This window comes from Herbiconiux liukaitaii (assembly GCF_041927495.1).
Classification (GTDB): domain Bacteria; phylum Actinomycetota; class Actinomycetes; order Actinomycetales; family Microbacteriaceae; genus Herbiconiux; species Herbiconiux liukaitaii.
Map to the genome: position 1 here is coordinate 398,525 of NZ_JBHFHG010000003.1, position 21,372 is coordinate 419,896.

A 21,372-nucleotide genomic window follows, 5' to 3' on the forward strand; every position below is an offset into this window, starting at 1 on the left:
CTAGACTGAGCGCCATGAACTCCCCACCCCGTGCTGCGCGCACCGGATCGATCAGACCCCGCACGGAGATCAAGCTGCTCGACGCGGCCGAGGAGCTCTTCTTCACCCGCGGCATCGCGGCGACCTCGATCGATGCGGTCCTCGCTCGCGCCGGCGTCTCCGCCGCCACGCTCTACCGCGGGTACCCGAGCAAGGAGGCGCTCGTGGCCGCTGCGCTCGAGCGGCGTCAGGCGGCCTGGGTGCAGACCTGGACCGAGACCGTCGAGCAGGAGACCTCCGCGGAAGGCCGCCTGCTGGCCGTCTTCACCGCTCTCGATCGTTTCCGCGAGCGCCCGTTCCGTGCTCGCTGGTGCGCCTTCCTCGGATCGTCGGCCGAGTACTCCGACCCTCCCGTCGAGGTCGACCGCGCCGTTCGCGCCGACACCCTCGGGTTCCGGCTCCGCCTCACCGAACTCGCGGAGCCGCTCGTGGGCGACCGCGCACCCGAGCTCGCCGAACAGCTCCTGCTCGTGGTGTCGGGCGACCTGGCGATGCGTCTGCGCGACGACTCCGTCACGGCACCGACGGGCACCGCCCGCACGATCGCGTCGGCACTCCTCGCCGGCCACCAGCAGCAGGCCGCCGGGCTCCGGCAGAAAGGAACCGGGCTCCCGCAGCCGACCGTCGCCGGCTGATCCTCAGGCGCGCTGGCGGCGAATCAGGGTGATCGCGGCGAGTGCGGCACCGGCGACGAGGATGGCGAGCGCGCCGCCGAGAAGTGGTGCCGGGGCCGCGCCGGTCTCCGCGAGCACGGGCCGTCCGCCGGGGGCGGCCGGAACGGGAGCCGGTGTGGGGGTCGCGGTGGGGCTGGGTGCCGGCGCGAGGTAGGTGTAGGCGAGGGTGCCGGACTCCCCGCCCGGGATGGCGACCGTGACCGTGGCGGCCCCGGCGGCCCCGGCGGGAGTCACCGCGGTGAGCGAGTCACCGAGCGGATCCACCACCACGCTCGTCGCCGCGGTGTCGCCGAACGTCACCGTGGTCTCCGGGGTGAAGCCGCTGCCCGTGATGGTGACGGTCTCGCCGCCGGCCGTGCTGCCCGAGGCGGGGTCGATGGCCGTGACAGCGAAGCCGCTGACGGGAGAATCGCACGTGACGGCCGAGACCACGAAGTCGCCGATGAGCTGGTCGGTGAAGACCTGGCCGTCGTAGGTGCCCGTGATGGTGAACGCGGCTCCGACGGCGACTCCCCCGGCCCCCGCGCCCGTCTCGCTGGTGGTGATGCTCTGGGTGACCGTGACGGTGATGTCGATCCCGCTCAGATCGACGGTGGCGTCACCGTCGTCGGTGGCGGGAGTGGGAACGTCGTCGGGCAGCGGCGCCGTCTGCGAGGCGACGGGCTCCTCCGCGGAGACCGTGGCCGGAACACCCAGGATGGTCAGACCCTCGGTGACGACGTCGACCGTCGGAGCACCGTCGGCGGGGCACACGGCGGTGCCCTCTGCGCGGGCGACGCTCAGGAGGTTGAGGCCGAAGAGGTCGGAGCTCGCGTCGACGACGACCGAATCGGATTCGGCCGTCGACTCGTCGCTGAACGCGGACCAGTAGATGAACGCCGCTCCCGACTGGGCCTCCGGGAGGTCGGTGACCGTGGGGTCGACCAGCGATTCCGCCTGGTCGTCGATCCCGATGGCCACACCGCCGATCTGCTCGAGCGACTCGACCTGGAACGGGCCGATGTCGAACGTCAGCGCCTGCGCGGCGGCGATCGTGATGACGACTCCGCCCTCGTCGGCGGCGAGCGGCTCGACGGCCATGGCGGGGCCGGCCACGAGCACCGGCCCGACGCCGAGTGCTCCGATGGCGATGGCGGTGGAAAGGACTCTGTTGCGGACGCGTGCGATCACGATGTGATTCCCCCAGGATTCAGCTCGACCACCCCGACTGGCCGCAGCGGTCTCAGCTTAGCCAGACGGCGGTGCCCGTGGTCGATTCCCGCCGACATCTCTCCTCAGGGATTTCCGCGGTTCGGGCAGGCCGTTCCGCTGGGGGCCGGCGATCTGGTTCGATGGGGGCATGACGCAGCGTGCTGTTCGAGCTCGGCCCGGTTCCGTGACCTTCGCGGTGGTGCTCGTCTACATCGCCGGCATCGCCCAGATCGCCCTGGGCATCCTCGCGATCTTCCTCCGCTACACCCCCGCGGCCTCGGAGGGCGGGGCCGCACTCGCGGTGACGCTGCTCGGGGCCGCGATGGTGCTCTTCGGACTGTTCGTGATCGCGCTCGCCTCCGGGGTGGCCAGGGGAAGCAGGGCCTCGCGGTCGGTCGTGACCGTGCTCATGCTGCTGGCGGTCGCGCTCGCGGTGGTCGATCTGGTGGTCGCCGCCGATGGCGACTGGTCGGGGCTCGCGGTGCAGCTGGTGGTGTCGGCGCTCGTGATCCTGCCGCTCTGGCTGGGTGCTGGACGCCGCTACTTCGCGGCCTGACGCCGAGCATCCCGAGCCTGAGCATCCCGGCCCCGAGCCATGGGTCGCGCGAGGGTGGCGCGCTCGGCGTCGCGACGGGCGATGCGCCGGTGGGCGAAGCGCACGACCTCGATGAGCGCGATCGACGCGAGGGCGGTGCCGAGCACGAGCAGCGCGGTGGGCAGGGTGGGATCGACGAGCTGCAGGAAGTCGCGCACGATCGGCACCGTGTAGACCAGCACGAGCCCCACCATCATCGCCCCGATCACGAGCCCCTTGAACCGTGTGACAGGGCGCGAGAGCACCACGAGGATCCACAGCCCGATGATGGTCAGGATGAGCGTCGAACCGGTGCGGATCTCGTTCTCGGGGATGCCCGCGTCGGCCGCGAGCCGCGCGTACGAGGCGATGCCGAGGGTCACGGCCACGCCGGCGGGCACCGCGAAGGTGAGTGAGCGGCGGAGGAACCCGGGCACGTAGCGCTGGGCGTTCGGCAGCAGGGCCAGGAAGAAGGCGGGGATGCCGATGGTCAGGCCATCCGTCACCGACAGCTGCCGGGGCAGGAACGGGAACGGCAGCAGCAGGATGCCGAACGTGATCGCGAGGAAGGTCGCGTAGGCGGTCTTGGTGAGGAAGAGCATCGAGACGCGTTCGATGTTCGCGATGACCTGCCGGCCCTCGGCGACCACGTTCGGGAGGTGCGAGAACTTGCCGTCGAGCAGCACGAGTCGCGCCACGGCCTTGGTGGCGGCCGCGCCCGAGTTCATCGCCACCCCGATGTCGGCCTCCTTGATGGCGAGCGCGTCGTTCACGCCGTCACCCGTCATCGCCACGGTGTGGCCGGCGGATTTGAGCACCACGACGATGCGCTTCTTCTGGTCGGGCGTCACGCGGCCGAACACGAGGTACTCGTCGAGCACCTCCAGGAGTTCGTCGTCGCTCTCGGGCAGCTCGCGCGCGTCGAATCCCGTGCGTGCGTCGAGGCCGACCTCGCGGGCGATCGCGGCGACGGTCTGCGGGTTGTCGCCCGAGATGATGCGCACACCCACCTCCTGGGCGGCGAAGTAGGCGAGGGTCTCGGCGGCGTCGGGGCGGATGTTCTCGCGGAAGGTCAGGAGCACGACCGGCACGGCATCCGCGGGCACGGTCTCGTCGGCGGTCGGGGTGCCGTGGGCGAGCACGAGGGTGCGGCGGCCCGTGGCCGCGAGCTCGGCGGCCCGGGTGGCGAGCTGGGTGCGCAGGGGATCGTGGCTGCCACCGGCTGTGGCGGGGAACACCATCTCGGGCCCGCCGAGGATCCACATTCCGTCGCCGAACACCACGGCGCTCCACTTGCGCGCCGACGAGAAGGGCACCCGGTCGATCGGCCCTTCGGCCGGCTGCACGGTGAACGGCTCGGCGAGGCTGCGCGCGGTCGCGTTGGCGTCGTTCTGCACCCCGTACCAGGCGAGCACCTGCTCCCAGCCGTCGACATCGGCCAGCGGATGCGCGGCGTCGAACACGATGTCGCCCTGCGTGAGCGTTCCGGTCTTGTCGAGGCAGATCAGGTCGACCCTCGCGAGGCCCTCCACCGCGGGCAGCTCCTGCACGAGCACCTGCTGACGGGCGAGCTTGACCGCACCGACCGCGAAGGTGATGCTCGTCATCAGCACGAGCCCGAGCGGCACCATCGCCACGACGGAGGCGATGGTCGCCGTCGCCGCATCACGCCACGCGCCGCTCTCCCATGCCTCGACCCACCCGCCCTGCGCCATCATCTGGGCGTTGAGCACGAGGAGGGCGATCGGGCCGATGATCCAGGCCACCCACTTCAGCACCCGGTTGATCGACGACCGGAGCTCCGACGCCACGAGCGAGAACCGCTTGGCCTCGGACGCGAGGGAGTTGGCGAACGAGTCGGCGCCCACGCGGTCGACGATGGCCGTGCCCTCGCCGCCCACCACGACCGATCCGGAGAGCACGCGGTCGCCCGCGGTCTTCTCCACGGGGTCGGATTCCCCCGTGAGCATGGACTCGTCGAGCTGCAGCCCGCGGGCCGCGTCGACGACGGCATCGGCGGGCACCTGGTCGCCGGCGCGCAGCACGAGCGTGTCGTCGAGCACGACAGCGGCGACGTCAACGTCGGCTTCGGCCCCGTCGCGCAGCACCCGGGCGTGGGGTGCGTTCAGGAGCGCCAGCCTGTCGAGAGCCCGCTTGGCGCGGAACTCCTGCACGCTGCCGATGACGGCGTTGGCGACGGCGGAGAAGCCGAACAGCGCATCCTGCCACCGCCCGATCGCGAACAGCACGATGAAGCAGACCAGGATGATGCCGTTGAACAGTGTGAGCACGTTCGCGCGCACGATGCTCCACACGCTCCGGCTGGTGTCCTGCACGAACACGTTCGTGTGCCCCGCCGCGACCCGCTCCTGCACCTCGGCCGCGCTCAACCCCGCTGACGCCACAGCGCCCCCTCCCGCTTGCCGCTCACTGTAGCAACGGATGTCGTCGGTGCATGGGACCATCGGCCCAGCGGACGACGGGCGGATGGTCGGCGGACGAGGGGCGGATGGTCGGCGAGCGGTCGGCGGGAGGAGGCGGCATGCGAGGGGAAGCGACCGTGCTGCACGCCGACCTCGACGCGTTCTACGCCTCGGTCGAGCAGCGCGACTCGCCCGCGCTGCGGGGGCGGCCCGTGATCGTGGGCGGCGGCGTGGTGCTCGCGGCGAGCTACGAGGCGAAGGCCCGCGGGGTGCGCACCGCCATGGGAGGGCGGCAGGCACGGGAGCTGTGCCCGGAGGGCCGTCGTCGTGCCGCCGCGCATGGAGGCGTACTCGGCCGCCAGCCGAGACGTCTTCGCCATCTTCCGCGACACGACGCCGCTCGTGGAGGGACTCTCCATCGACGAGGCGTTCCTCGAGGTGGGCGGTCTTCGACGCATCGTGGGCACGCCGGAGCAGGTGGCGGTGCGGCTTCGGGAACGGGTTCGCGCGGAGGCGGGGCTGACGATCTCGGTCGGGGTGGCCCGCACCAAGTTCCTGGCCAAGGTCGCGAGCGCCGTCAGCAAACCCGATGGGCTGCTCGTGGTCGAGCCCTCCCGGGAGGAGGAGTTCCTGCTGCCGCTGCCGGTGGAGCGGCTGTGGGGAGTCGGCGCCGTGACCGCCGAGAAGCTGCACCGCATCGGGGTCACGACAGTCGGGCAGCTCGCCGAGCTCGAGGCCGCGACCGCCGAGAGGCTCCTGGGGCGCGCCGCCGGCGCCCACCTCCACGCCCTCGCACGGCTGCGCGATCCGCGCCCCGTCGACACCACGCGCCGCCGCCGCTCGATCGGGTCGCAGCGCGCACTCGGCAACCGCCCCCGCACGGCCGACGAACTCGACCTCTTCCTCACTCAGATCGTCGATCGCCTCGCCCGCCGACTCCGCGACGGTGAACGCGTGTGCCGCTCGGTGGTGCTGCGCCTGCGCTTCGGCGACTACGCGAAGGCCACCCGCTCACGCACGCTGCGCTCCCCCACCGACGGCACGGCGGTGCTCCTCACCGTCGCCCGTGAGCTGCTCGCCTCCGCCCAGCCGGAGATCGCCGTGCGCGGCATCACCCTCATCGGCCTCTCCCTCTCGCACCTCGCCCCCACCGTCAGCCTCCAGCCCGAGCTCCCCATCGATTGGAACGACACCGGCCCCCGCGGCAGCACCCGCCTCGACACAGCCCGAGACGACACCCGCAGCCTCGACACCGTGCTCGACGCGGTCCGCGACCGCTTCGGCGCCACCTCCGTGGCCCGAGCCACCCACCTCGACCGCGACCCGGGCTGGTCCACCCCCCTCCTCCCCGAACACGAGTGACCGTGGGGAGCTGTCAACGCCACAACGCGTCGTTTTCGAAGCCGTTCGGAACATCCATCTGGATCGCCAGCTCCCAATTCGCCAGCAGGTGCGCTCGGAGGTCGTCCTTGTAGGAGTGGCCCGGTCGGATGCGGTCGAGGATGTAGACCGTGATCGAGAGCCAGCGGAAGATGCGATGCGGATCGGATCCTGCGGTCGCTTCGGCCAGTTCTACCGGCTTGCCCAGGATGTCCTTGATGGTCACGGACAGGCGGCGGTTCCAGAGTCGGGAATGATGGGCGCAGATGTTCCGGATCACGGTGAGCTGCCGCAAGTAGCTGCGCAGCACTGGCATGGGCAACGCGAAGTGCCCGGCGATCGATTTCCGCAGCGAATCGGATCCCAGGTTGTCGTACCACCGCGACAGCAGACCGAGGGTCATCACCTCCGTGGCCATCCACACCGGTGGGACCGGGTCGCTGTAGCGGTCGAAGAAGTGCGCAACGAACGCCTCGTCTGATTCCGCCAGCGCCTCCGCGAGCTTTCTCAGATCTCGGGCGTGGGCCGCCGGGCTGTGGGCATGAGCCGCGTCTGCGTATCCCATCGGTCCGATGACAAGGCTCGTCTCATCGGCGAAGGCCCGACGCAATCGAACCTCGACGACCTCGATCGCCGGCCAGACGATCTGACGCAGCTGCTCATCGAAGGCGATCACGGTAGCGATGTCGCCCACCGAGGTCCCCGCGAGGAAACGCCCGGTCGCCTCGTTCCGGAAAGGCCAGGCGTAGCCGGAGAAGCGGTAATAGCTCATTCTCTGCAGCAACGCCGCGACGTCTGCCGCGCTGGCTACGAGCCCATCGGCGATGAGAGATCGGGCCTGATCCTCGACGGTGCGAGCGGGCTTCTCGAACCTGATCCGCTCCGTACCGCTCACAAGAAAGAACCCGCCGATTTGAGGATGCGCGATGCAGAGCCTTGGCGGGTCTTGTTGCCCCGATCGTACGCTCCACGACTGCCAGCGTCAAACGCCGACCGGCCGCTTTCGCGCCTCATGATCATGAACTCGAGCTCCCGATTGCCCCCGGAGTGGCAGCGAACGGCCACCCTTATTGACCATAGCTCACTTTATTTCGGATATTCAGGCGGGGTCGGACGCGGGTGGTGGGGCGAGGGTGAAGTGCGCCTCGGGTGAGAGGGTGCCGTTGGCCTGGACGGTGACGGAGTGGGGGCCCGGGTAGTAGGTGCGGGTTGTTATCGCGCGGAAGGAGTGGGTCTTGGTGACGGTCGTGCTGGCGCCCGCCGGGAGGCGGCGGGTTCCGAGCTTGAAGGTCTTCGGGCGCACGGAGCCGTCGGCGCGCTGGAAGCCGATGGAGTAGTCGACTGCCACCGTCGCATCCGTCTCCCCGGTGTTGACGACCTCGGCGGTGAGCTCGACCGTTCCTCCCCACGGCACGATGTCGCTCGAGAGGACGGGGCGGGCGACATGCAGTCCGTCACCCTCGAAGCCCAGGAGAGCGAGGGCTGCCTGGTCGCCCCGCTTCACGAGGGTTCTGAGGCCGTGCCGGAGCACCCACGGGGTGTGCGCGGTCGGCTCGGCGGCCCAGCCGGCGGCGGTCTCGAGGACGACCGCGGGGTCGATCCGACTCAGGTCATTCAGGTGATTGGCCGCCGAGCGCCGCACGTACTCGGCGGGATCGCGGGAGGTCGTGTCGAGGATGCCACGCGTGGCCCGCGGGTGGGCGACCAGCCAGGGCACTCGTTTCGCCCAGGGCAGGTAGGCGCGGGAGCCCTCGCTCGCGAGCCGCCGCACGTGCTCGTCGTCGTGCGTCGCCCAGTCGCGCATGATGGCGAGGCCGCGCTCGGGGCGCGCGATCAGCAGGTCCCGGATCGCGAACTCGGCGGTGAGACCTGTCGTGAGACGTGCCAGCAGTGCCATCCCGGCGTCGAAATCCGCCTCGGAGCCCGAGTCGAGCGCCCGGGATGCCACGAACTCCGTGACCGGCCAGATCATCCAGCCGGCGAATCCCGGCTCGTCGAGCACCGCGAGCACGATCCGCTCACCGGCGTCGAAGCCTTCGGGGAGGTCGGCGAGGAGGGCGTCGCGCACGATGTCGACCCGGTCTCGGAGGCGCGACCCGGGCACGGCGTTCTGCGCTGCTGCGAGCGCGGGGAGCTCTACCGTGGGAGCGACGGTCTGGACAGCTGCCCGTAGCTGCGCAACGACGGCGGGGCTGATCAGGTCGTCCATCGTGCCCATGCGTCTTGCTTCGCTTTCTTGGCGCTTGGTTGCCGTTGTTTTGGTCGTGGGTGCCGGGGGGTGTGATGCGGGGCGGCCGTGGGGATGGTGTTGGGTTGGAGCCATAGTCCCCCGCCCGCTGCGCGGGCTCCCGCCAGGCCCGATGCCTATGGCTCCAACCCAACACCATCCCCACGGCCTCGCGACCTCGGCCTTCGCTGCGCTCGGCGTTTGCTGCACACGGCTTTGCTGCGCTCGCCTTGGTCCGCGCTCGGGTGGTGGGTGCTCAGCCTGTGTGGTGCTCGGATGCCGCGGCGGGCGCGGGCGGCGGGCTACTTCTGGGCTGCTCGGACGTAGGCGACTATGGCGTTGGCGTGGCCGTGGCCGAGGGAGTGCTCGGTCTTGAGGTGGGAGACGACCTCCATGTGGGGGTTGTCTGCCAGCTGCTCGCTCGCGATGTCGAGCCAGTCCTGGATCGGGCGGCCGTAGGTCGACTCGATGCTCGCGAAGTACGACGCGGGGCCTTTGGGCCTCGATCCGTCGGCCGGTGGTTCGGGCGCGAGAACACGTTCACCGTTCATGCGCCCACCCTAGTGACCCACCCCACTCCGGTCGAGACCATCCGGCCGAGGGATCTGCAGAGGGTGGGGTGGCAGGCGATCTGTGCGGCGTCGGGTGACGATGGGTGCGAGAAGGGCGAAGGCCAGGCACAGGGCGGCCACTCCGATGATGGCGCCGCGGAGTCCGAGAGCACCCGACAGGAGTCCCACGTAGACCGGGCCGAGCACGAAACCGAGGTACGCGGCCGTGGCCACCACCGAGGTCGCGCGCCCGCGTGAGTCGTCGTCGACGTGGCGAGTGGCCCGGCTGAGGAGGGTCGGGAACACGACCGAGGTGCCGATGGCAGCGATCGCGAGCCCCGTCACCGCGATCGGAACGTTCGGCGCCACTGCGAGGAGCAGTGCCCCGAGCACGGCGGTCAGCGCACCTCCCCTCAGGATGAGGGAATCCGGGATGCGGGTCGAGAACCCCACCGAGAAGCGCGCGGCCGCAGCGAACAGCGCGAACGTGGCGGGGGCGAAGGAGGCGACGAGAGGGGTCGCCTGCAGTTCGTCGGTCAGGAAGATCGCACTCCAGCTCTGGTGCGCGTTCTCGGAGGCGAAGCCGAGCGCCCCCACGAGGCCGATCGCCACGAGCGGCAGCACGGGCGGTACCGTGCGGGGAAGTACGGTGCGGGGCGGTACTGTGCGGGGCGTCTTCGCCGGGTGATGCCGACGCGGCGAGCGGGGACTCGCGCCGGCGAGGAACACGAGCCCTCCCGCCGCTGCGATGAGGATGCCTGACATCACGAAGGTAGGGACGAGGCCGCTGGTCGCGGCGGTCAGCGCGCCGGCGATCAGACTGCCGACGACGACGAAGCACGAGAAGACGGCGTGAGCCCGCGTGATGACTCGCCGTCCGGTCGCCTGCTCGGCCGATCCGGCGAGAGCATTGGCGGCGACGTCGGCCGATCCGGAGGTGGCTCCGACCAGGAGCATGCCTACCGCGAGGGTCGCGAGATCCCGCCCGAACGCGGCCAACGCCACACCGGTCAGCGCAAGAGCCACGAGCGCGAGTCCGCCGGCCCGCGAGCCGAATCGATCCACCGCCCGGCCGGTGAGCGCCATGGCGGCGACGGCGCCGATCCCGACGCAGAGCAGGGCGGCTCCGAGCTGCGCATCCGTCAGCCCACCCGCGGCGCGCAGCCCCGGGAGACTCGCACCCCACGTTCCCCAGAACATCCCGAATCCAGCGAACGCGATGTAAGGAAGGGCAGATCCGATCATGTGTGTAACGATACACAGATAGGGTGGACGGTGTGAAGCGATCCCGGACGACGATGCGGCAGGTCGCGGCCGAAGCAGGGGTCGCGCCGATGACCGTGAGCTACACCTACACACGCCCGGAGAGGGTCGCCGCGGCGACCCGCGCCAAGGTGCTGGAGGCAGCGGACCGGCTCGGCTACCGGGGCCCCGACCCCGTGGCGCGCTCCCTGCGCAGCGGTTCGACCGGCAACCTGGGCGTGGTGCTCGGCGAGCACCTCGGCTACGCCTTCGAAGACGCTCAGGCCTCCCGCTTCCTCGCCGGCGTCTCGCGGGTGTGCGCCGAGAACCGACTCGGACTCGTGCTCATTCCGGCCACGGGTGCACCCGACGATTCCGACCGCGTGCGCGAGGCGGCGGTCGACGGCTTCGTGGTGTGGACCACTGTCGACGGGGATCCGGTGCTCGACGCCATCGCGGCGACCGGACGGCCCGCGGCGATCCAGGGAGGACCGGCGACGGCCGGGATCGTCGCCGTCTCACCGGACGACCGCGAGGCGGCGAGGAGCATCGCGTCGTACGTGTGCGAAGAGGCGACGTCGCCTCTCATCCTCTCCCTGCCCTTCGACCGGAGTCGGGCCGAGGGTTTGTCCTGGGGGCCGGATGCGCCCGTGGAGTATCCGGTGACACGAGCGCGGCTCGAGGGATTCCGCGATGCGATCGAGCAGGCGGGCCGCCGATGGGTCGACGTCCCGGTCGCCGCCGCCCCCCGCAATGATCGCCGTGAGGGCGAGCGGGCCATGAGAGCCGCGCTAGAACGCATCCGCCCCGACGCCGTCATCGCGATGAGCGATCAGCTGGCGGCCGGAGCGCGCGATGCGATGGGCGGATCGATCACGGTCACGGGGTGGGACGACAGCGACCTCGCGGAATCGCTCGGATTCGCGAGCATCCGCCAATCCCTCTACGACCAGGGCGTCGCGTGCGCGCTGATCGCAGCAGGACTCCGCACCGCGGTCGAACCCCCCGCGTGGTCACTCACGAGACGGTGACCCGCGCGAAGGCCGACGCGACCCACGGACGGCGGTCGCTGCTGCGGCGACCAGGACGAGGAGGGCGGCCAGGGCCGTCCAGGCTCCGGGGATCGTCTCCGTCCAGGGGGTCGTGTCGAAGGATTGGTATCCCGTGATCGCCGGGGCTATGACGAAGGTGGCCACGATGTAGCCCGGGAGGGTGGCGCCCACCAGGAGGAGGCATCCGAGCGCGATCGGCCAGGACGTGGCGAAGCGGTTCGCCGCCAGCACGACGAGGCCGATCGCGGTCACTCCCGCGAGCAGCAGCTGGAGCGGCACGTACTGCAGCGGCGAGGGCACTCCCATGAGCCCCGACACGAGCACATGCGCTCCGTCGAACCCGAACAGGATCGCCACGACCACCGCGACCGCACCGTTGAGACCGTGTCGCCGCGCAGGCGCCGCCCGAGGGAGCAGCAGCACACCGATCGCGAGCAGCAGCAGACCGGCGCCGTGGAGTTGAGCGGCCGCCCCCACGTTCTCCCACGGATCGGCCGGCCACCAGTAGTCGAACCGGTGATCCTCGATCGACACATCGCCGTAGGTCCACGACCCCGCCGCCACGACCCACCGCTCGAGCGACGCGACGACCTGCAGCGCCGCCGACGCGAGCCACAGCGCGGCGACGACGAGCGACCACCGTGCCGAAGTCATGCCCCCACGCTAACCAGCGCACCCCGGCGACGACTCCCCCGGCGGGCGAACACCTGTCGAATTCGCGGCGGGCGGGTGCGCTCGCGCGTTGTGGAATTTGACCGGACTGTTGTGAATACGCAATACTCGAAGTGTGGCAGGCAAAAGTGCGAGTGAAGCGGACGGCAGGGATCTGCACAACCGCCTGGCCGTTCTGCGAGCCGAGCGGGGCATCAGTCGCCGTCAGCTCGCCGAGGCGGTGGAAGTGAACGTGCAGACCATCGGCTTCCTCGAACGCGGCGACTACGGCCCCTCGGTCGAACTCGCCCTGCGCCTCGCCGCCCACTTCGCTCTGCCGGTCGAGGCGATCTTCTCGCTCACGCCGTTCTCCCCGATGTCGGAGCAGCTGTACTCCATCGCAACACCCCCGGACACGACACGAGGAGCAACGCCGTGAACGCCTCCCCTCCCGACAGCAACCGACGACGTGCCGATCTGCGCGAACAGATGGAGGCACGCATCCAGCAGCAGCGCCTGCGCCCCCTGCCGGCGTGGCTGGCCGGCCGCGGTCGTCGCCGGATGCTCGCCCTCGCACCCGCGGTGACCCTCGCGCTGGGAGTGATCGCAGCGACCCTCGACGGCTCGAATGCGGGCGTCGGCCTGCTCCTCCTCGTCCTCGCCGCACTCACCGGCGCGGCGGGAACGGTGCTGCTGCGACGCGCGAGTCAGATGCTCGACGCAGCGCCCTCAGGCCTGCTCGACGAACGGGAGGTCGCCCAGCGGAACGAGGCCTACCGGCGCGGGCACCGACTGGCGCTGGGTGTGATGGGGGTGCTGTGGCTGCTGGCGGTGATCGACGGTTTCGGGCTGGCCGGATCTCCCACCCCTCTGCTGAGCGGCACCGGCTGGGTCTATGTCACTCTCGCCGCGCTGCTCGCCATCAGCATGCTGCCCGCCGCGGCCCTGACGTGGGCCTGGACCGCGCCCCTGGACGACCCCCTCGATGCCCTCGAGGACGCCGACTGACGACGACTGACTCCCGCACGAGGATCGCACCTGGTCAGGGTCGGGAGGAGCGCATGGCCGCCTTCTGCGTGAGGTCGGTGTCGGCGGCGAGGCGGGCGTACTCGGCGGTGCCGATGCCGTAGAGCGCCACTCGGCCCTCGGCGTCGTGGTGGGTTCCCCAGCCGTACCGCTTTCCGAGCGCCGACGCACGCAGGCACGGCTGGCCTTTCGAGAAGAAGCGCTCCCGCTCGGCGTCGAGGTCGGCATCGGCCACGGAGTTCCTCGTGGCGTGCACGGAGAAGAGGATGTCATCCGAGGTCATGCCATACGGATTCTCGGCGATCAGCTCGAACTGCAGGGCGGCCACGGTGGGCTTGGCCGCGGCCGGCGGCGCTTCCGCGACGGCCACGCGGCAATCGGGCGCGACGGCGATGAAGGTGTTCACGTAGTTGGTGGTGGTGGTCACGGTCTCATCTTCCCGCCGGCCGGCCCGCGACGCTACCTCCGGGTCGTGAGCTGGACGGAGACGTCCCACAGGCGCTCCGCGGCGACGGGGTCGAGGGCGTGGGGCATCACGCCGTGGATCCCGTCGGTGATGGCAGAGACGACCTCGGCGGGGTGGCAGTCCTCGAAGTACACCGGTGCTCCTGGCGCGAGCTGGGCCCGCGTGGCCACGTACACCGAGGTCGCGGCCCCCTGCGCCGGGGTCTTGCCCGGGTAGCGCCGCTTCATGTCGGCGAGCACGGCCGGATCCCAGTGCCGCTGGAGGTTCGTCCAGATCCCCCCGGGCATGACGGCCGCCGCGGTGATGCCGTGGGCCGCCCACCGCCTCGCGGCTTCGAGGGCGAAGAGCACGTTCGCGGTCTTCGACTGCCCGTAGGCCACCCCGGAGTCGTACGGATCCCGCTCGAAGAACATGTCGTCGAAGCGGATGCCGCTCGCTGCGTGTCCGCTCGAGCTGACGGCGACGATCCGCGCATCCCCGGCCTCGATCAGGGCCGGCAGCAGGCCCGTGGCGAGGGCGAAGTGCCCGAGGTGGTTGACCGCCATGTGCATCTCCCACCCCCGGTCGGTGCGCTCGAGTGGTGCGTGCATGATGCCGGCGTTGGTGACGAGGATGTCGAGCGGGCCGTTCCAGGCGTCGGTGAAGGCACGCACCGAGGCGAGGTCGGCGAGGTCGAGTGCGGCGACTCGCACGTCGCTGTCGGCCGTCGTGGAGCGGATCCCCTCGGCCGTGCGCTCCCCCGCGGCGACGTCCCTGACCGCGAGGGTCACGGCCGCACCCGCTGAGGCGAGCGCCCGCGCCGTCTCCACGCCGATGCCGGAGGCGGCACCGGTGACGATCGCCGTCCGTCCGCGCAGATCCAGACCGTCCACCACGTCGAGCGCTGTCGACTCGGCCCCGAACACGTCGCTCATCAGCCGACCCGGGTGTTGGCGATGCCGCCGTCGACGTCGAGCACCGTGCCGTGCACGAACGCGGCCTCCTCCGACACGAGGTAGCGCACCGCGAAGGCGATGTCCACGGGTCGCACCGGGCGCCCGGCGGCCGTCGCGGCGGTCATGGCCGCGAGCACATCCGCGCTGTCGGCGTTGCCCGGCGTGCTCGTCGCACCCGGCGCCACGGTGTTGACGTTGACGCCGCTCGGCCCGAACTCGGCCGCCCACGTGCGGGTCATCTGCTCGATCGCGGCCTTCGACGCGGAGTACATCGCCGCGAACGGGATGCCGACCCGCGACATCCACGACCCGATGTTCACGATCGCGCCGGATCCCCGTTCCGCCATGGCGGGAGCGAGCTCGGCGACGAGCACGTGCGGAGCGCGCACGTTGGTGGCGAGCAGCGCGTCGAGGTCGGCGTCGGAGAGCGCGGCGGTGGGCGGCGCCGGGTAGATGCCCGCGTTGTTGACGAGGATGTCGACGCGGCCGCCGAGCACCTCTGTCGCGGCGGCGGTGAAGGCGCGGAGCTCGTCGTAGCCGCCTGCGAGGTCGACGGGCACGACGTGGGCTCGTCCGCCGGCGGCGGTGATGGCGGCCGCCACCGTGGTGGCGCGCTCGGCGTTGCGGCCGCTGATGACCACCTCGGCACCGGATGCGGCGAGCACTCGGGCGATCGCTTCTCCGATGCCGCTCGTGGAGCCGGTGACGATCGCCGTGCGCCCGCCGAGGCGGTCGTCGGTGGGGAGGGACTGGAGGACTTCTTCATTGGACTTCATGGTCCATTCCTAGCACAGGCTGGACCACCGGGTCCATTCGTCTAGAGTGAACACATGGATGAGTCGAAGATCACCGAGCGGGGGCGCCTCACCCGCCAGCGGATCATCGAGGCCACGGGAGAGCAGATCCTCGCCTCGGGCATCGGCGGCACCACGCTCGACACCGTGCGGGCGGCGACCCTGACCAGCAAGAGTCAGCTGTTCCACTACTTCCCGAACGGCAAGGCCGAGCTGGTGCGGGAGGTCGCCGACTGGGAGGGGCGCCAGCTGCTGGAGGCCCAGGAGCCCGAGATCCACGACCTGGGGTCGTGGGAATCCTGGGAGCGCTGGCGCGACAGGCTCGTGGACTACTACATCGGCCGGGGCCGCTGGGCCTGCCCCATCGGTTCGCTCGCCACGCAGGCGGCGTCGACCGATTCCGATCTCGAGCGCACCCTCGCCGAGAGCATGCACCGTTGGCGCGACCTGCTGGCCGCCGGCGTGCGGAGGATGCAGCAGGCAGGGACCGTCGACGCGTCGGCCGACCCCGAGCGGATCGCGACCGTCATCCTCGCCGCCATCCAGGGCGGCCTCATCCTGAGCCAGCCCGAGCGCGCCGCCTGGCCCCTGGAGGCCGCCCTCGACAACGCCCTCGCCCCCCTCCACCTCGCCTCCACCCCCTAGCCCGCGGGCATCGGTGCGCAACCTCGGTTGACAGGGGTGGGGTGAGCAACGTAGGTTGACAGCATGGAGTCTTCGAGGATCGCGGCGGTGGCAGCCGACACGAGCGACCCGCGAGCAGGGCTGCGGGCCGTCGCGTCGTTGCGCGTGCTCGCCGACACCCTCGAGCTGCGGCAGGTCGAGGCGGCGCTCCGCGCCGGCATGACCTGGCAGGAGATCGCCGACGCGCTCGGCGTGACCAGGCAGGCAGCTCACAAGAAGCACTCCAAACGTGTCGACCCCACCATCCCGATCCTCAGGAGGAACGCATGAGCAAGCTCGTCCGCGCCGCTCAGACCAGCCAATCGCTCTCCCTCGCCGCCATGGAGGAGGCATCCCGACTCGGACTCCGCGAAGCGGACATCGAGCACCTCTTCCTCGCCCTCGTCATCACCGACCAGTCGGCCGGACGTGCGCTGCGCGGCATGGGCATCGACCTCGATGCCGCCCGTCGCGCCGTGGAGGAGCAGCGCCAGGCGCACCTGGAGTCGCTCGGCATCGAGGCGTCGTTCCCCTCGGCGGGGCGGATCGTGTTCCACGAGACGTTCGGGTACGAGTGGAGCAGGCGCGCATCCGACCTACTCGGCCGGTCCGGAGGCAAGGGCAAGGATGGCGACGCCGCCGCGGTGCTGCGCGAGCTCGTGGGCGAGCCGAGCGGTTCGATCGCCGACCTGCTCGAGCGCTTGGGCACGACATCCGGGGCTGTGCTCGATCAGCTCGACCGCCTCGACCACGCCGACCGGTCCGCCTCCTCCGATGACTCCGGCCGGGAGGCCGTACCCGCAACCGTGAAGATCAAGGGGCGGGTGTCGGGATCGACCCAGGCGTTCGTGCCCGCGCCGATCGAAGAGGTGTGGGCGTTCCTCGCCGACCCGACGCGGGTGCCCGAGTGGGAGATGAGCGTCGGCTCGATCGACGACTTGGGCCAGGATGCGACGCCGGGCACGGTCTGGCAGGGGCGAGCTCCCGAGACCCGCCCGGACGGCAAGCCCGTGAAGATCAAGCCCCGGTTCCGCCGCCGCACCGTGGAACTGGTCGAGGCGCAGCGACCGGAGCGGATCGTGTGGCGCACCACCTACCCCGACTCCGGCCTCACCCGTGCGACCTCGACGGAGTTCGCCCTGGCGACGGCGACGGGCGGCACGCAGGTCACGATCACCCTCTCGTGGGCTCGGCGCAACGGCTGGCGCAAGCTCGTCGCCTGGCCGCTGCGACCCTTCCAGAAGTTCCTCGTCTGGATCGTCCTCTTCCAGACCGGCAGCGCCATCTCCCGCCCCTTCCGCTGACCCGCCCGCCTAGCGACGGGGTGCTGGCGACGGGCGCCGACGTCGGGCGGTTCGCGGCGGGATGGCTTCGTGGGGGTGTCGAGGGGGGCGCGGGGTGCGGGCTTAGGCTCGTGCTCGTGGGGAAGGTTCGCGAGCGGTGGCGACCGTCGAGCGTGGTCGGGATGGCCGTGGTCGGCGTGTTCGGTCTCGCTGTGGTGGCGCTGGCCGTGGCCACCGTCGTGATCGAGCTCTGGGGCCAGCCCCTCCTCGACATCTCCGGCGGTGTACGCAACGTGCCGGTGTGGATGACCTGGGTCGCGGTTGCCGCCGGCCTGGTCGGGGGCTTCTCCCTCGTCTTCTCGTGCGCGGGCTACCTCATCCGCGTCGCCCGCGGTCAGGTGCCGCGCGTGCAGCCCACGCGGGAGAGCCGGCGTCGTCGCGACGCGGACCGCAAGCGCGACTACGACGCCCGCCGGCGCCACGACCGCACACCCGACCAACGCGACCGCCGTCGTCCGGACAGCTGAATTCGCGGCTCGGTCGCTGACGCCGGATCCCCCTCGCGGCGGATGTGCTCCGCAAGTCAGGCTCCTAGCGTGGAGGCAACGAAGCGAAAGGAACGACGATGACCGAATCGATGCTCCAGCTCTCCCGGATCGCCGCCGTGCTCACCGCGGTGATCGCACTGACCTTCATCATCGTGGGGCTGATCGTGCAGAACACGATGATCATCGCGGTGTTCGCGGTGATCGGCATCGCGGGTCTCGCGTCCTACCCCGCGCCCGCAACGAAGCGGCCTCCCACACCCCATCCGTGACTCCAGATCACGCCTGGCGAGGCTCGAAGGCGGATCGGTGAACAGTGAGGTCCCGGGCGGCATGCCGGCCCCGCCGACTGGCAGGATCGGGGCATGCAGAAAGTGCCTGTTCAGGAGGAGCTCCCACGGTTTCGGTTCAGTCCGAAGGCGTACGAGCTGGGGTTGTTCGAGCCGGTCGAGGGCGAGTGCGAAGCCTGCGGAGAACTCCGCACGATGCGGTACACGTCGTCGTTCTACTCGACCGCGGAGGTCGAGTACATCTGCCCGTGGTGCGTCGCAGACGGCACGGCAGCGCGCGTCTTCGACGGCGAGTTCTCCGACTATCTGGGCATCGACGGCATCCCCTACGACCCGGCCGAGCCCGTGACCGTCGACGAGGCCGAGGCGAGGGAGGTCGCCACCCGCACCCCGTCGTACCCGAGCTGGCAGCAGGAGCAGTGGCGTTCGCACTGCGGCCGCCCGTGCGCCTTCCTCGGCGACGTCGGATCCGAGGATCTCGGGGAGTTCCTCGACGAACCCGACTTCAAGGCCGACGTGATGGGTGGGCTCGGGTGGGAGCCCGCCGTGCTCCGAAGGCACCTCCGCAAGTCCGGCGACCTCGCCGGGTATCTGTTCCAGTGCCTGTCGTGCGGGGCGCATCGTCTCCACGTCGACGCGAGCTGACCGCTGCGCCGACCCGGGAGCCATCCGGTGCTCTTGAGCGGCCCCGGATGCGGACTGCGGGCAGCGGGCTACGGGCTACGGGCTACATCAAGGCACCGCGCTGCCGACGATGAGCACGGCGCCCAGAATCACGACCAACCCGTTGCCGATCACCGAGGTCCAGCCTCGGAACGACGGCCCCGCCTTGCGTCCCAGTCCGGCTCCGAGGGCGACGAGCAGAGCTTGCCACGCGAAGGACGCGACTCCCACTCCCGTGACGAACGCGACCGCCGTCGAAGGCGATCCGGTCACCGACTCGAGCCCGGTGAGAAGAGCGGCGAAGTACACGAGCGTCGCCGGGTTGAGCGCCGTCAACCCGATGAAGAGAGCGAAGCGGCGCAGCGACGTCCCCGAGCGGGTGATCGGCGCATCCGCCCCCCGGCTGTCCCTGCGCCGGCTCCTCTCGAGCCCGAGCACACCCATCGCGACGAGGGCTGCACCTCCGACGATCTGGGGCCACGGAGCCCAGCCGTTCACGACCGGCCCGGCGAGCGCCCCCGCCGTCACCGCGGCGATGCAGTACAGGATGTCGACCGTCGCGACGGCGGCAGCACCGGGCATCCCTCGGCGCAGCCCCCGCGTCAGGCCCTCCTGGATGAGCAGCACACCGATCGCGCCGAGCGGAGCGGCCAGGGCGAGGCCCGCGACGAGGCCGGAGAGGAGCGAGAGGGGGACATCCATACGGAGACTCTGGAGCAGCGCCTCGGGCCCGACTGAGTGAACGAGCAGTCTCTTGAGATAATCAGCCGTATGGATGCGACAGACAGTGAGATCATCGACGTTCTCCGCGTGGATGGTCGTGCATCGTTCAGTGAGATCGGTCGGCGGATCGGGCTGAGCACGAATGCGACGGGGGCCCGGGTGCGTCGGCTCGAGAAGGCCGGAGTGATCCTGGGGTACCAGGCGATCCTCGGCTCGGACGCTGCCGAACCCGTGGAGGGCCTTGAGGCGTTCATCGATGTGCGGCTCGATCCCGGGCGCGATTCGGAGGAGTTCCTCGCCTGGGCCAGGAGCGTGCCGGAGGTCAGAGACGCCGTGCACGTCACGGGCGCCTACGACTACCTCCTGCGCATCCGGGTCGGCGGCACCACGGCACTCGACCGCCTCCTCCGCACCCTCAAGAACGACGGCGGAGCCACCCACACCCAGACCCGCCTGGCCCTCCGCTGACCCCGCCCGTGCGGGCGTACCCTTGATGCATGGCCGAGCTAGACGAATTCGGATACCCGTTGCACGAGGTCACCGAGCAGGGATTCCTGGCCCCGGTGATCCTCCCACCGAACGCCACCGAGCAGCTCCACCAGCGCCACGCCGACGCCTACGCGGCCTACCAGGAGCGATTCCGCACCCAGTACATGTCACAGCGCCGAAGCCGCTAGCGCTGCAGCAGCGGCGACCGAGAGGGCGTCGCTCGGCTCGCGACCCAGCAGGCGTTCGAGGTCATCGCTGGTGCCATCGAGCATGCCGTGCCGCACGCTGGAGTAGATCGACATGAGCATCGCCGGCTGGAACGGCTTGAGACCGCCCGAGTCGAGCTCGCGACGTCGTTGCTCGAGCGTGATCTCGGCCAGAGGCACCCCGAGTTGCTCCGCGATCTGGCGGGCGGTGATGGGAACCCCGACCAGGTCGTACGCAGCCCCCGCGTGGGGTCGCGGCGCCTCGGCGACGTTCGCTGCGGCCTCGGCGAGGTCCCCGCGCGTCACCGCCGACAGCGCTCCCCCACCGAACGCCGACGTCATCCGAGGCCCCGACCAGGTCAGGAGCGACCCGAACAGATCGGCGTAGAGACCGTTGCGCAGGATCGTCCACGACAACGAGCTGCGGCTGAGCCGCCTCTCGGTCCACCGGTGCGCCAACGCGAAGGCCAGGTGCTCGCCCTGGCTCGCCAGGCTCGTGTAGACGACGTGACCGACCCCATCACGCTCGGCCGCCGCGATCACCGCCTCGTGGCGCGCGACCACCACATCGTCCTCCGCCTCGCCCGCCGACACCAGCACGAGGGTGTCGACGCCGCGCAACGAGATGCCGCCCGGCTCATCGAAGTCCAGCGCACGGGATGAACCCGCACCGCTCCGACTGCTGCCGGATGCGTCGACGTCGCGCTCGATGAGACGGGTCAGGATGTCGCGGCCGAGCTTGCCGGTCGTACCGGTGACGAGAATCAAGATGGTGCCCTTCGTGGTTCTTTCGGGTAACTAGGCTGATTCTGATCGGCACGTCCGGATGCTCACAAGAAGGCAGCTTGATGTCACTCACGCACACAGGAGTAACCGCAGACCTCGAGCCCTGCGGCAAGCAGGAGCACCCGGACTGCGGCATCCGCGACGTCCTCGACCGCGTGGGCGACAAGTGGTCGGTGCTGGTCGTGGTCGAGTTGGCGTCGGACACCCGCAGGTTCCGTGAATTGCAGCGCGCAATCGACGGTATCTCCCAGCGCATGCTGACCCTCACGCTGCGCCGGCTCGAGCGCGATGGGCTCGTCGAGCGCACCGTGTACCCCGTGGTGCCGCCGCAGGTCACCTATGAGCTCACCGAGTCGGGAAGGAGTCTCACCCACTTGGTGAAGGCCCTCGCCGACTGGTCGATCGACCAGCGACCGGCGATCGCCGCGTCCCGACGGAGCTACGACGCCGCCAACCCCGGGCACACCATCCGGTGAGGTGCGTCACGGTCACGGTCACG

Annotated in this window: 26 protein-coding genes and 1 pseudogene; 15 read left to right on the forward strand and 12 right to left on the reverse strand. The window is 70.6% G+C overall.

The genetic code is table 11. From position 1 onward, the window contains the following. The first annotated feature begins 14 nt into the window (after positions 1–14). Positions 15–674: a TetR/AcrR family transcriptional regulator gene (locus tag ACEXQC_RS06270; RefSeq protein ID WP_374819585.1), complete on the forward strand. Its 660-nt coding sequence runs from the start codon at positions 15–17 to the stop codon at positions 672–674. 3 nt (positions 675–677) lie between these two features. On the opposite strand, the gene ACEXQC_RS06275 is transcribed toward ACEXQC_RS06270, so the two are convergent. After that, positions 678–1,883 carry an IPT/TIG domain-containing protein gene (locus ACEXQC_RS06275; RefSeq protein WP_374819587.1) on the reverse strand — a complete coding sequence of 402 codons (1,206 nt, stop codon included), beginning with the start codon at positions 1,881–1,883 and terminating at the stop codon, positions 678–680. A gap of 169 nt (positions 1,884–2,052) precedes the next feature. Between ACEXQC_RS06275 and ACEXQC_RS06280 the strand changes: the two genes are divergently transcribed. Next, positions 2,053–2,460 carry a hypothetical protein gene (locus ACEXQC_RS06280; protein ID WP_374819589.1) on the forward strand — a complete coding sequence of 136 codons (408 nt, stop codon included), beginning with the start codon at positions 2,053–2,055 and terminating at the stop codon, positions 2,458–2,460. Here the strand turns inward: ACEXQC_RS06280 and ACEXQC_RS06285 are convergent. Further along, the gene (locus ACEXQC_RS06285; RefSeq protein ID WP_374819591.1) at positions 2,445–4,943 is read right to left on the reverse strand and encodes an HAD-IC family P-type ATPase; all 2,499 of its coding nucleotides are present in this window, start codon (positions 4,941–4,943) and stop codon (positions 2,445–2,447) included. The two genes, ACEXQC_RS06280 and ACEXQC_RS06285, sit on opposite strands and share 16 nt — an antisense overlap. Positions 4,944–5,020: 77 nt before the next feature. On the opposite strand from ACEXQC_RS06285, the pseudogene dinB reads away from it, so the two are divergent. Then, positions 5,021–6,263, forward strand: a pseudogene (gene dinB, locus ACEXQC_RS06290) (DNA polymerase IV). Between the two features lie 13 nt (positions 6,264–6,276). Here dinB and ACEXQC_RS06295 read toward each other — a convergent pair. The 4 genes from ACEXQC_RS06295 to ACEXQC_RS06310 form a co-directional block, all read right to left on the reverse strand. Next, positions 6,277–7,176, reverse strand: coding sequence for an Abi family protein (locus ACEXQC_RS06295; RefSeq protein WP_374819592.1), 900 nt, complete (start codon positions 7,174–7,176; stop codon positions 6,277–6,279). 204 nt (positions 7,177–7,380) lie between these two features. Continuing rightward, a complete protein-coding gene (locus tag ACEXQC_RS06300; RefSeq protein WP_374819594.1) occupies positions 7,381–8,490 on the reverse strand; it encodes a DNA alkylation repair protein in 1,110 nt (369 codons plus the stop codon). A gap of 320 nt (positions 8,491–8,810) precedes the next feature. Beyond that, positions 8,811–9,059, reverse strand: coding sequence for a DUF4287 domain-containing protein (locus ACEXQC_RS06305; RefSeq protein WP_374819596.1), 249 nt, complete (start codon positions 9,057–9,059; stop codon positions 8,811–8,813). A gap of 9 nt (positions 9,060–9,068) precedes the next feature. After that, complete coding sequence (locus ACEXQC_RS06310; protein ID WP_374819598.1) at positions 9,069–10,304, reverse strand: MFS transporter; 1,236 nt, start codon at positions 10,302–10,304, stop codon at positions 9,069–9,071. A 32-nt stretch (positions 10,305–10,336) separates the two neighbouring features. Between ACEXQC_RS06310 and ACEXQC_RS06315 the strand changes: the two genes are divergently transcribed. Beyond that, a complete protein-coding gene (locus tag ACEXQC_RS06315; RefSeq protein WP_374819600.1) occupies positions 10,337–11,332 on the forward strand; it encodes a LacI family DNA-binding transcriptional regulator in 996 nt (331 codons plus the stop codon). Here ACEXQC_RS06315 and ACEXQC_RS06320 read toward each other — a convergent pair. Beyond that, positions 11,315–12,007: a hypothetical protein gene (locus tag ACEXQC_RS06320; protein ID WP_374819602.1), complete on the reverse strand. Its 693-nt coding sequence runs from the start codon at positions 12,005–12,007 to the stop codon at positions 11,315–11,317. The genes ACEXQC_RS06315 and ACEXQC_RS06320 overlap by 18 nt on opposite strands. Positions 12,008–12,140: 133 nt before the next feature. Between ACEXQC_RS06320 and ACEXQC_RS06325 the strand changes: the two genes are divergently transcribed. Beyond that, on the forward strand, positions 12,141–12,443 hold the full coding sequence (locus ACEXQC_RS06325) for a helix-turn-helix transcriptional regulator (RefSeq protein ID WP_374819604.1): 303 nt from the start codon (positions 12,141–12,143) through the stop codon (positions 12,441–12,443). Beyond that, positions 12,440–13,012, forward strand: a complete 573-nt coding sequence (locus ACEXQC_RS06330) for a hypothetical protein (protein WP_374819606.1) — start codon at positions 12,440–12,442, stop codon at positions 13,010–13,012. The genes ACEXQC_RS06325 and ACEXQC_RS06330 overlap by 4 nt, the downstream gene beginning before the upstream one ends. A 34-nt stretch (positions 13,013–13,046) precedes the next feature. Here ACEXQC_RS06330 and ACEXQC_RS06335 read toward each other — a convergent pair whose 3' ends face one another. Genes ACEXQC_RS06335 through ACEXQC_RS06345 form a run of 3 tightly spaced genes read right to left on the reverse strand, consistent with a single transcriptional unit; the run spans position 13,047 to position 15,207 of the window. Next, on the reverse strand, positions 13,047–13,457 hold the full coding sequence (locus tag ACEXQC_RS06335) for a DUF6157 family protein (RefSeq protein WP_374819608.1): 411 nt from the start codon (positions 13,455–13,457) through the stop codon (positions 13,047–13,049). Positions 13,458–13,489: 32 nt separating this feature from the next. Beyond that, positions 13,490–14,410 (reverse strand): SDR family NAD(P)-dependent oxidoreductase, encoded by a 921-nt coding sequence (locus ACEXQC_RS06340; RefSeq protein WP_374819610.1) that lies wholly within the window; start codon positions 14,408–14,410, stop codon positions 13,490–13,492. Next, positions 14,410–15,207, reverse strand: coding sequence for an SDR family NAD(P)-dependent oxidoreductase (locus ACEXQC_RS06345; RefSeq protein ID WP_374819612.1), 798 nt, complete (start codon positions 15,205–15,207; stop codon positions 14,410–14,412). Before ACEXQC_RS06345 ends, ACEXQC_RS06340 begins: the two co-directional genes overlap by 1 nt. Before the next feature lie 54 nt (positions 15,208–15,261). Between ACEXQC_RS06345 and ACEXQC_RS06350 the strand changes: the two genes are divergently transcribed. From ACEXQC_RS06350 to ACEXQC_RS06375, 6 genes are all read left to right on the forward strand, one after another. Then, on the forward strand, positions 15,262–15,870 hold the full coding sequence (locus ACEXQC_RS06350; protein ID WP_374819614.1) for a TetR/AcrR family transcriptional regulator: 609 nt from the start codon (positions 15,262–15,264) through the stop codon (positions 15,868–15,870). 63 nt (positions 15,871–15,933) lie between these two features. After that, positions 15,934–16,179 (forward strand): hypothetical protein, encoded by a 246-nt coding sequence (locus ACEXQC_RS06355; protein ID WP_374819616.1) that lies wholly within the window; start codon positions 15,934–15,936, stop codon positions 16,177–16,179. Next, on the forward strand, positions 16,176–17,192 hold the full coding sequence (locus ACEXQC_RS06360; RefSeq protein ID WP_374819618.1) for an SRPBCC family protein: 1,017 nt from the start codon (positions 16,176–16,178) through the stop codon (positions 17,190–17,192). The genes ACEXQC_RS06355 and ACEXQC_RS06360 overlap by 4 nt, the downstream gene beginning before the upstream one ends. A 116-nt stretch (positions 17,193–17,308) precedes the next feature. Continuing rightward, the gene (locus tag ACEXQC_RS06365; protein WP_374819620.1) at positions 17,309–17,698 is read left to right on the forward strand and encodes a hypothetical protein; all 390 of its coding nucleotides are present in this window, start codon (positions 17,309–17,311) and stop codon (positions 17,696–17,698) included. A 98-nt stretch (positions 17,699–17,796) separates the two neighbouring features. Continuing rightward, positions 17,797–17,988 carry a hypothetical protein gene (locus ACEXQC_RS06370; RefSeq protein WP_374819622.1) on the forward strand — a complete coding sequence of 64 codons (192 nt, stop codon included), beginning with the start codon at positions 17,797–17,799 and terminating at the stop codon, positions 17,986–17,988. Between the two features lie 93 nt (positions 17,989–18,081). After that, positions 18,082–18,651 carry a CbrC family protein gene (locus ACEXQC_RS06375; RefSeq protein ID WP_374819624.1) on the forward strand — a complete coding sequence of 190 codons (570 nt, stop codon included), beginning with the start codon at positions 18,082–18,084 and terminating at the stop codon, positions 18,649–18,651. Positions 18,652–18,738: 87 nt separating this feature from the next. Here the strand turns inward: ACEXQC_RS06375 and ACEXQC_RS06380 are convergent, their stop codons facing one another. Further along, positions 18,739–19,371 carry a LysE family transporter gene (locus ACEXQC_RS06380; protein ID WP_374819626.1) on the reverse strand — a complete coding sequence of 211 codons (633 nt, stop codon included), beginning with the start codon at positions 19,369–19,371 and terminating at the stop codon, positions 18,739–18,741. A gap of 69 nt (positions 19,372–19,440) precedes the next feature. Between ACEXQC_RS06380 and ACEXQC_RS06385 the strand changes: the two genes are divergently transcribed. Beyond that, entirely contained in the window at positions 19,441–19,860 is a 420-nt protein-coding gene (locus ACEXQC_RS06385; protein WP_374819628.1) for an Lrp/AsnC family transcriptional regulator, read from the forward strand. Between the two features lie 29 nt (positions 19,861–19,889). Beyond that, positions 19,890–20,069 carry a hypothetical protein gene (locus ACEXQC_RS06390; protein ID WP_374819630.1) on the forward strand — a complete coding sequence of 60 codons (180 nt, stop codon included), beginning with the start codon at positions 19,890–19,892 and terminating at the stop codon, positions 20,067–20,069. Here ACEXQC_RS06390 and ACEXQC_RS06395 read toward each other — a convergent pair. Further along, complete coding sequence (locus tag ACEXQC_RS06395; RefSeq protein ID WP_374819631.1) at positions 20,049–20,855, reverse strand: Rossmann-fold NAD(P)-binding domain-containing protein; 807 nt, start codon at positions 20,853–20,855, stop codon at positions 20,049–20,051. The two genes, ACEXQC_RS06390 and ACEXQC_RS06395, sit on opposite strands and share 21 nt — an antisense overlap. An 80-nt stretch (positions 20,856–20,935) precedes the next feature. Here ACEXQC_RS06395 and ACEXQC_RS06400 point away from each other — a divergent pair, with 80 nt between their 5' ends. After that, positions 20,936–21,349 carry a winged helix-turn-helix transcriptional regulator gene (locus tag ACEXQC_RS06400; protein WP_374819633.1) on the forward strand — a complete coding sequence of 138 codons (414 nt, stop codon included), beginning with the start codon at positions 20,936–20,938 and terminating at the stop codon, positions 21,347–21,349. Positions 21,350–21,372 lie beyond the last annotated feature (23 nt).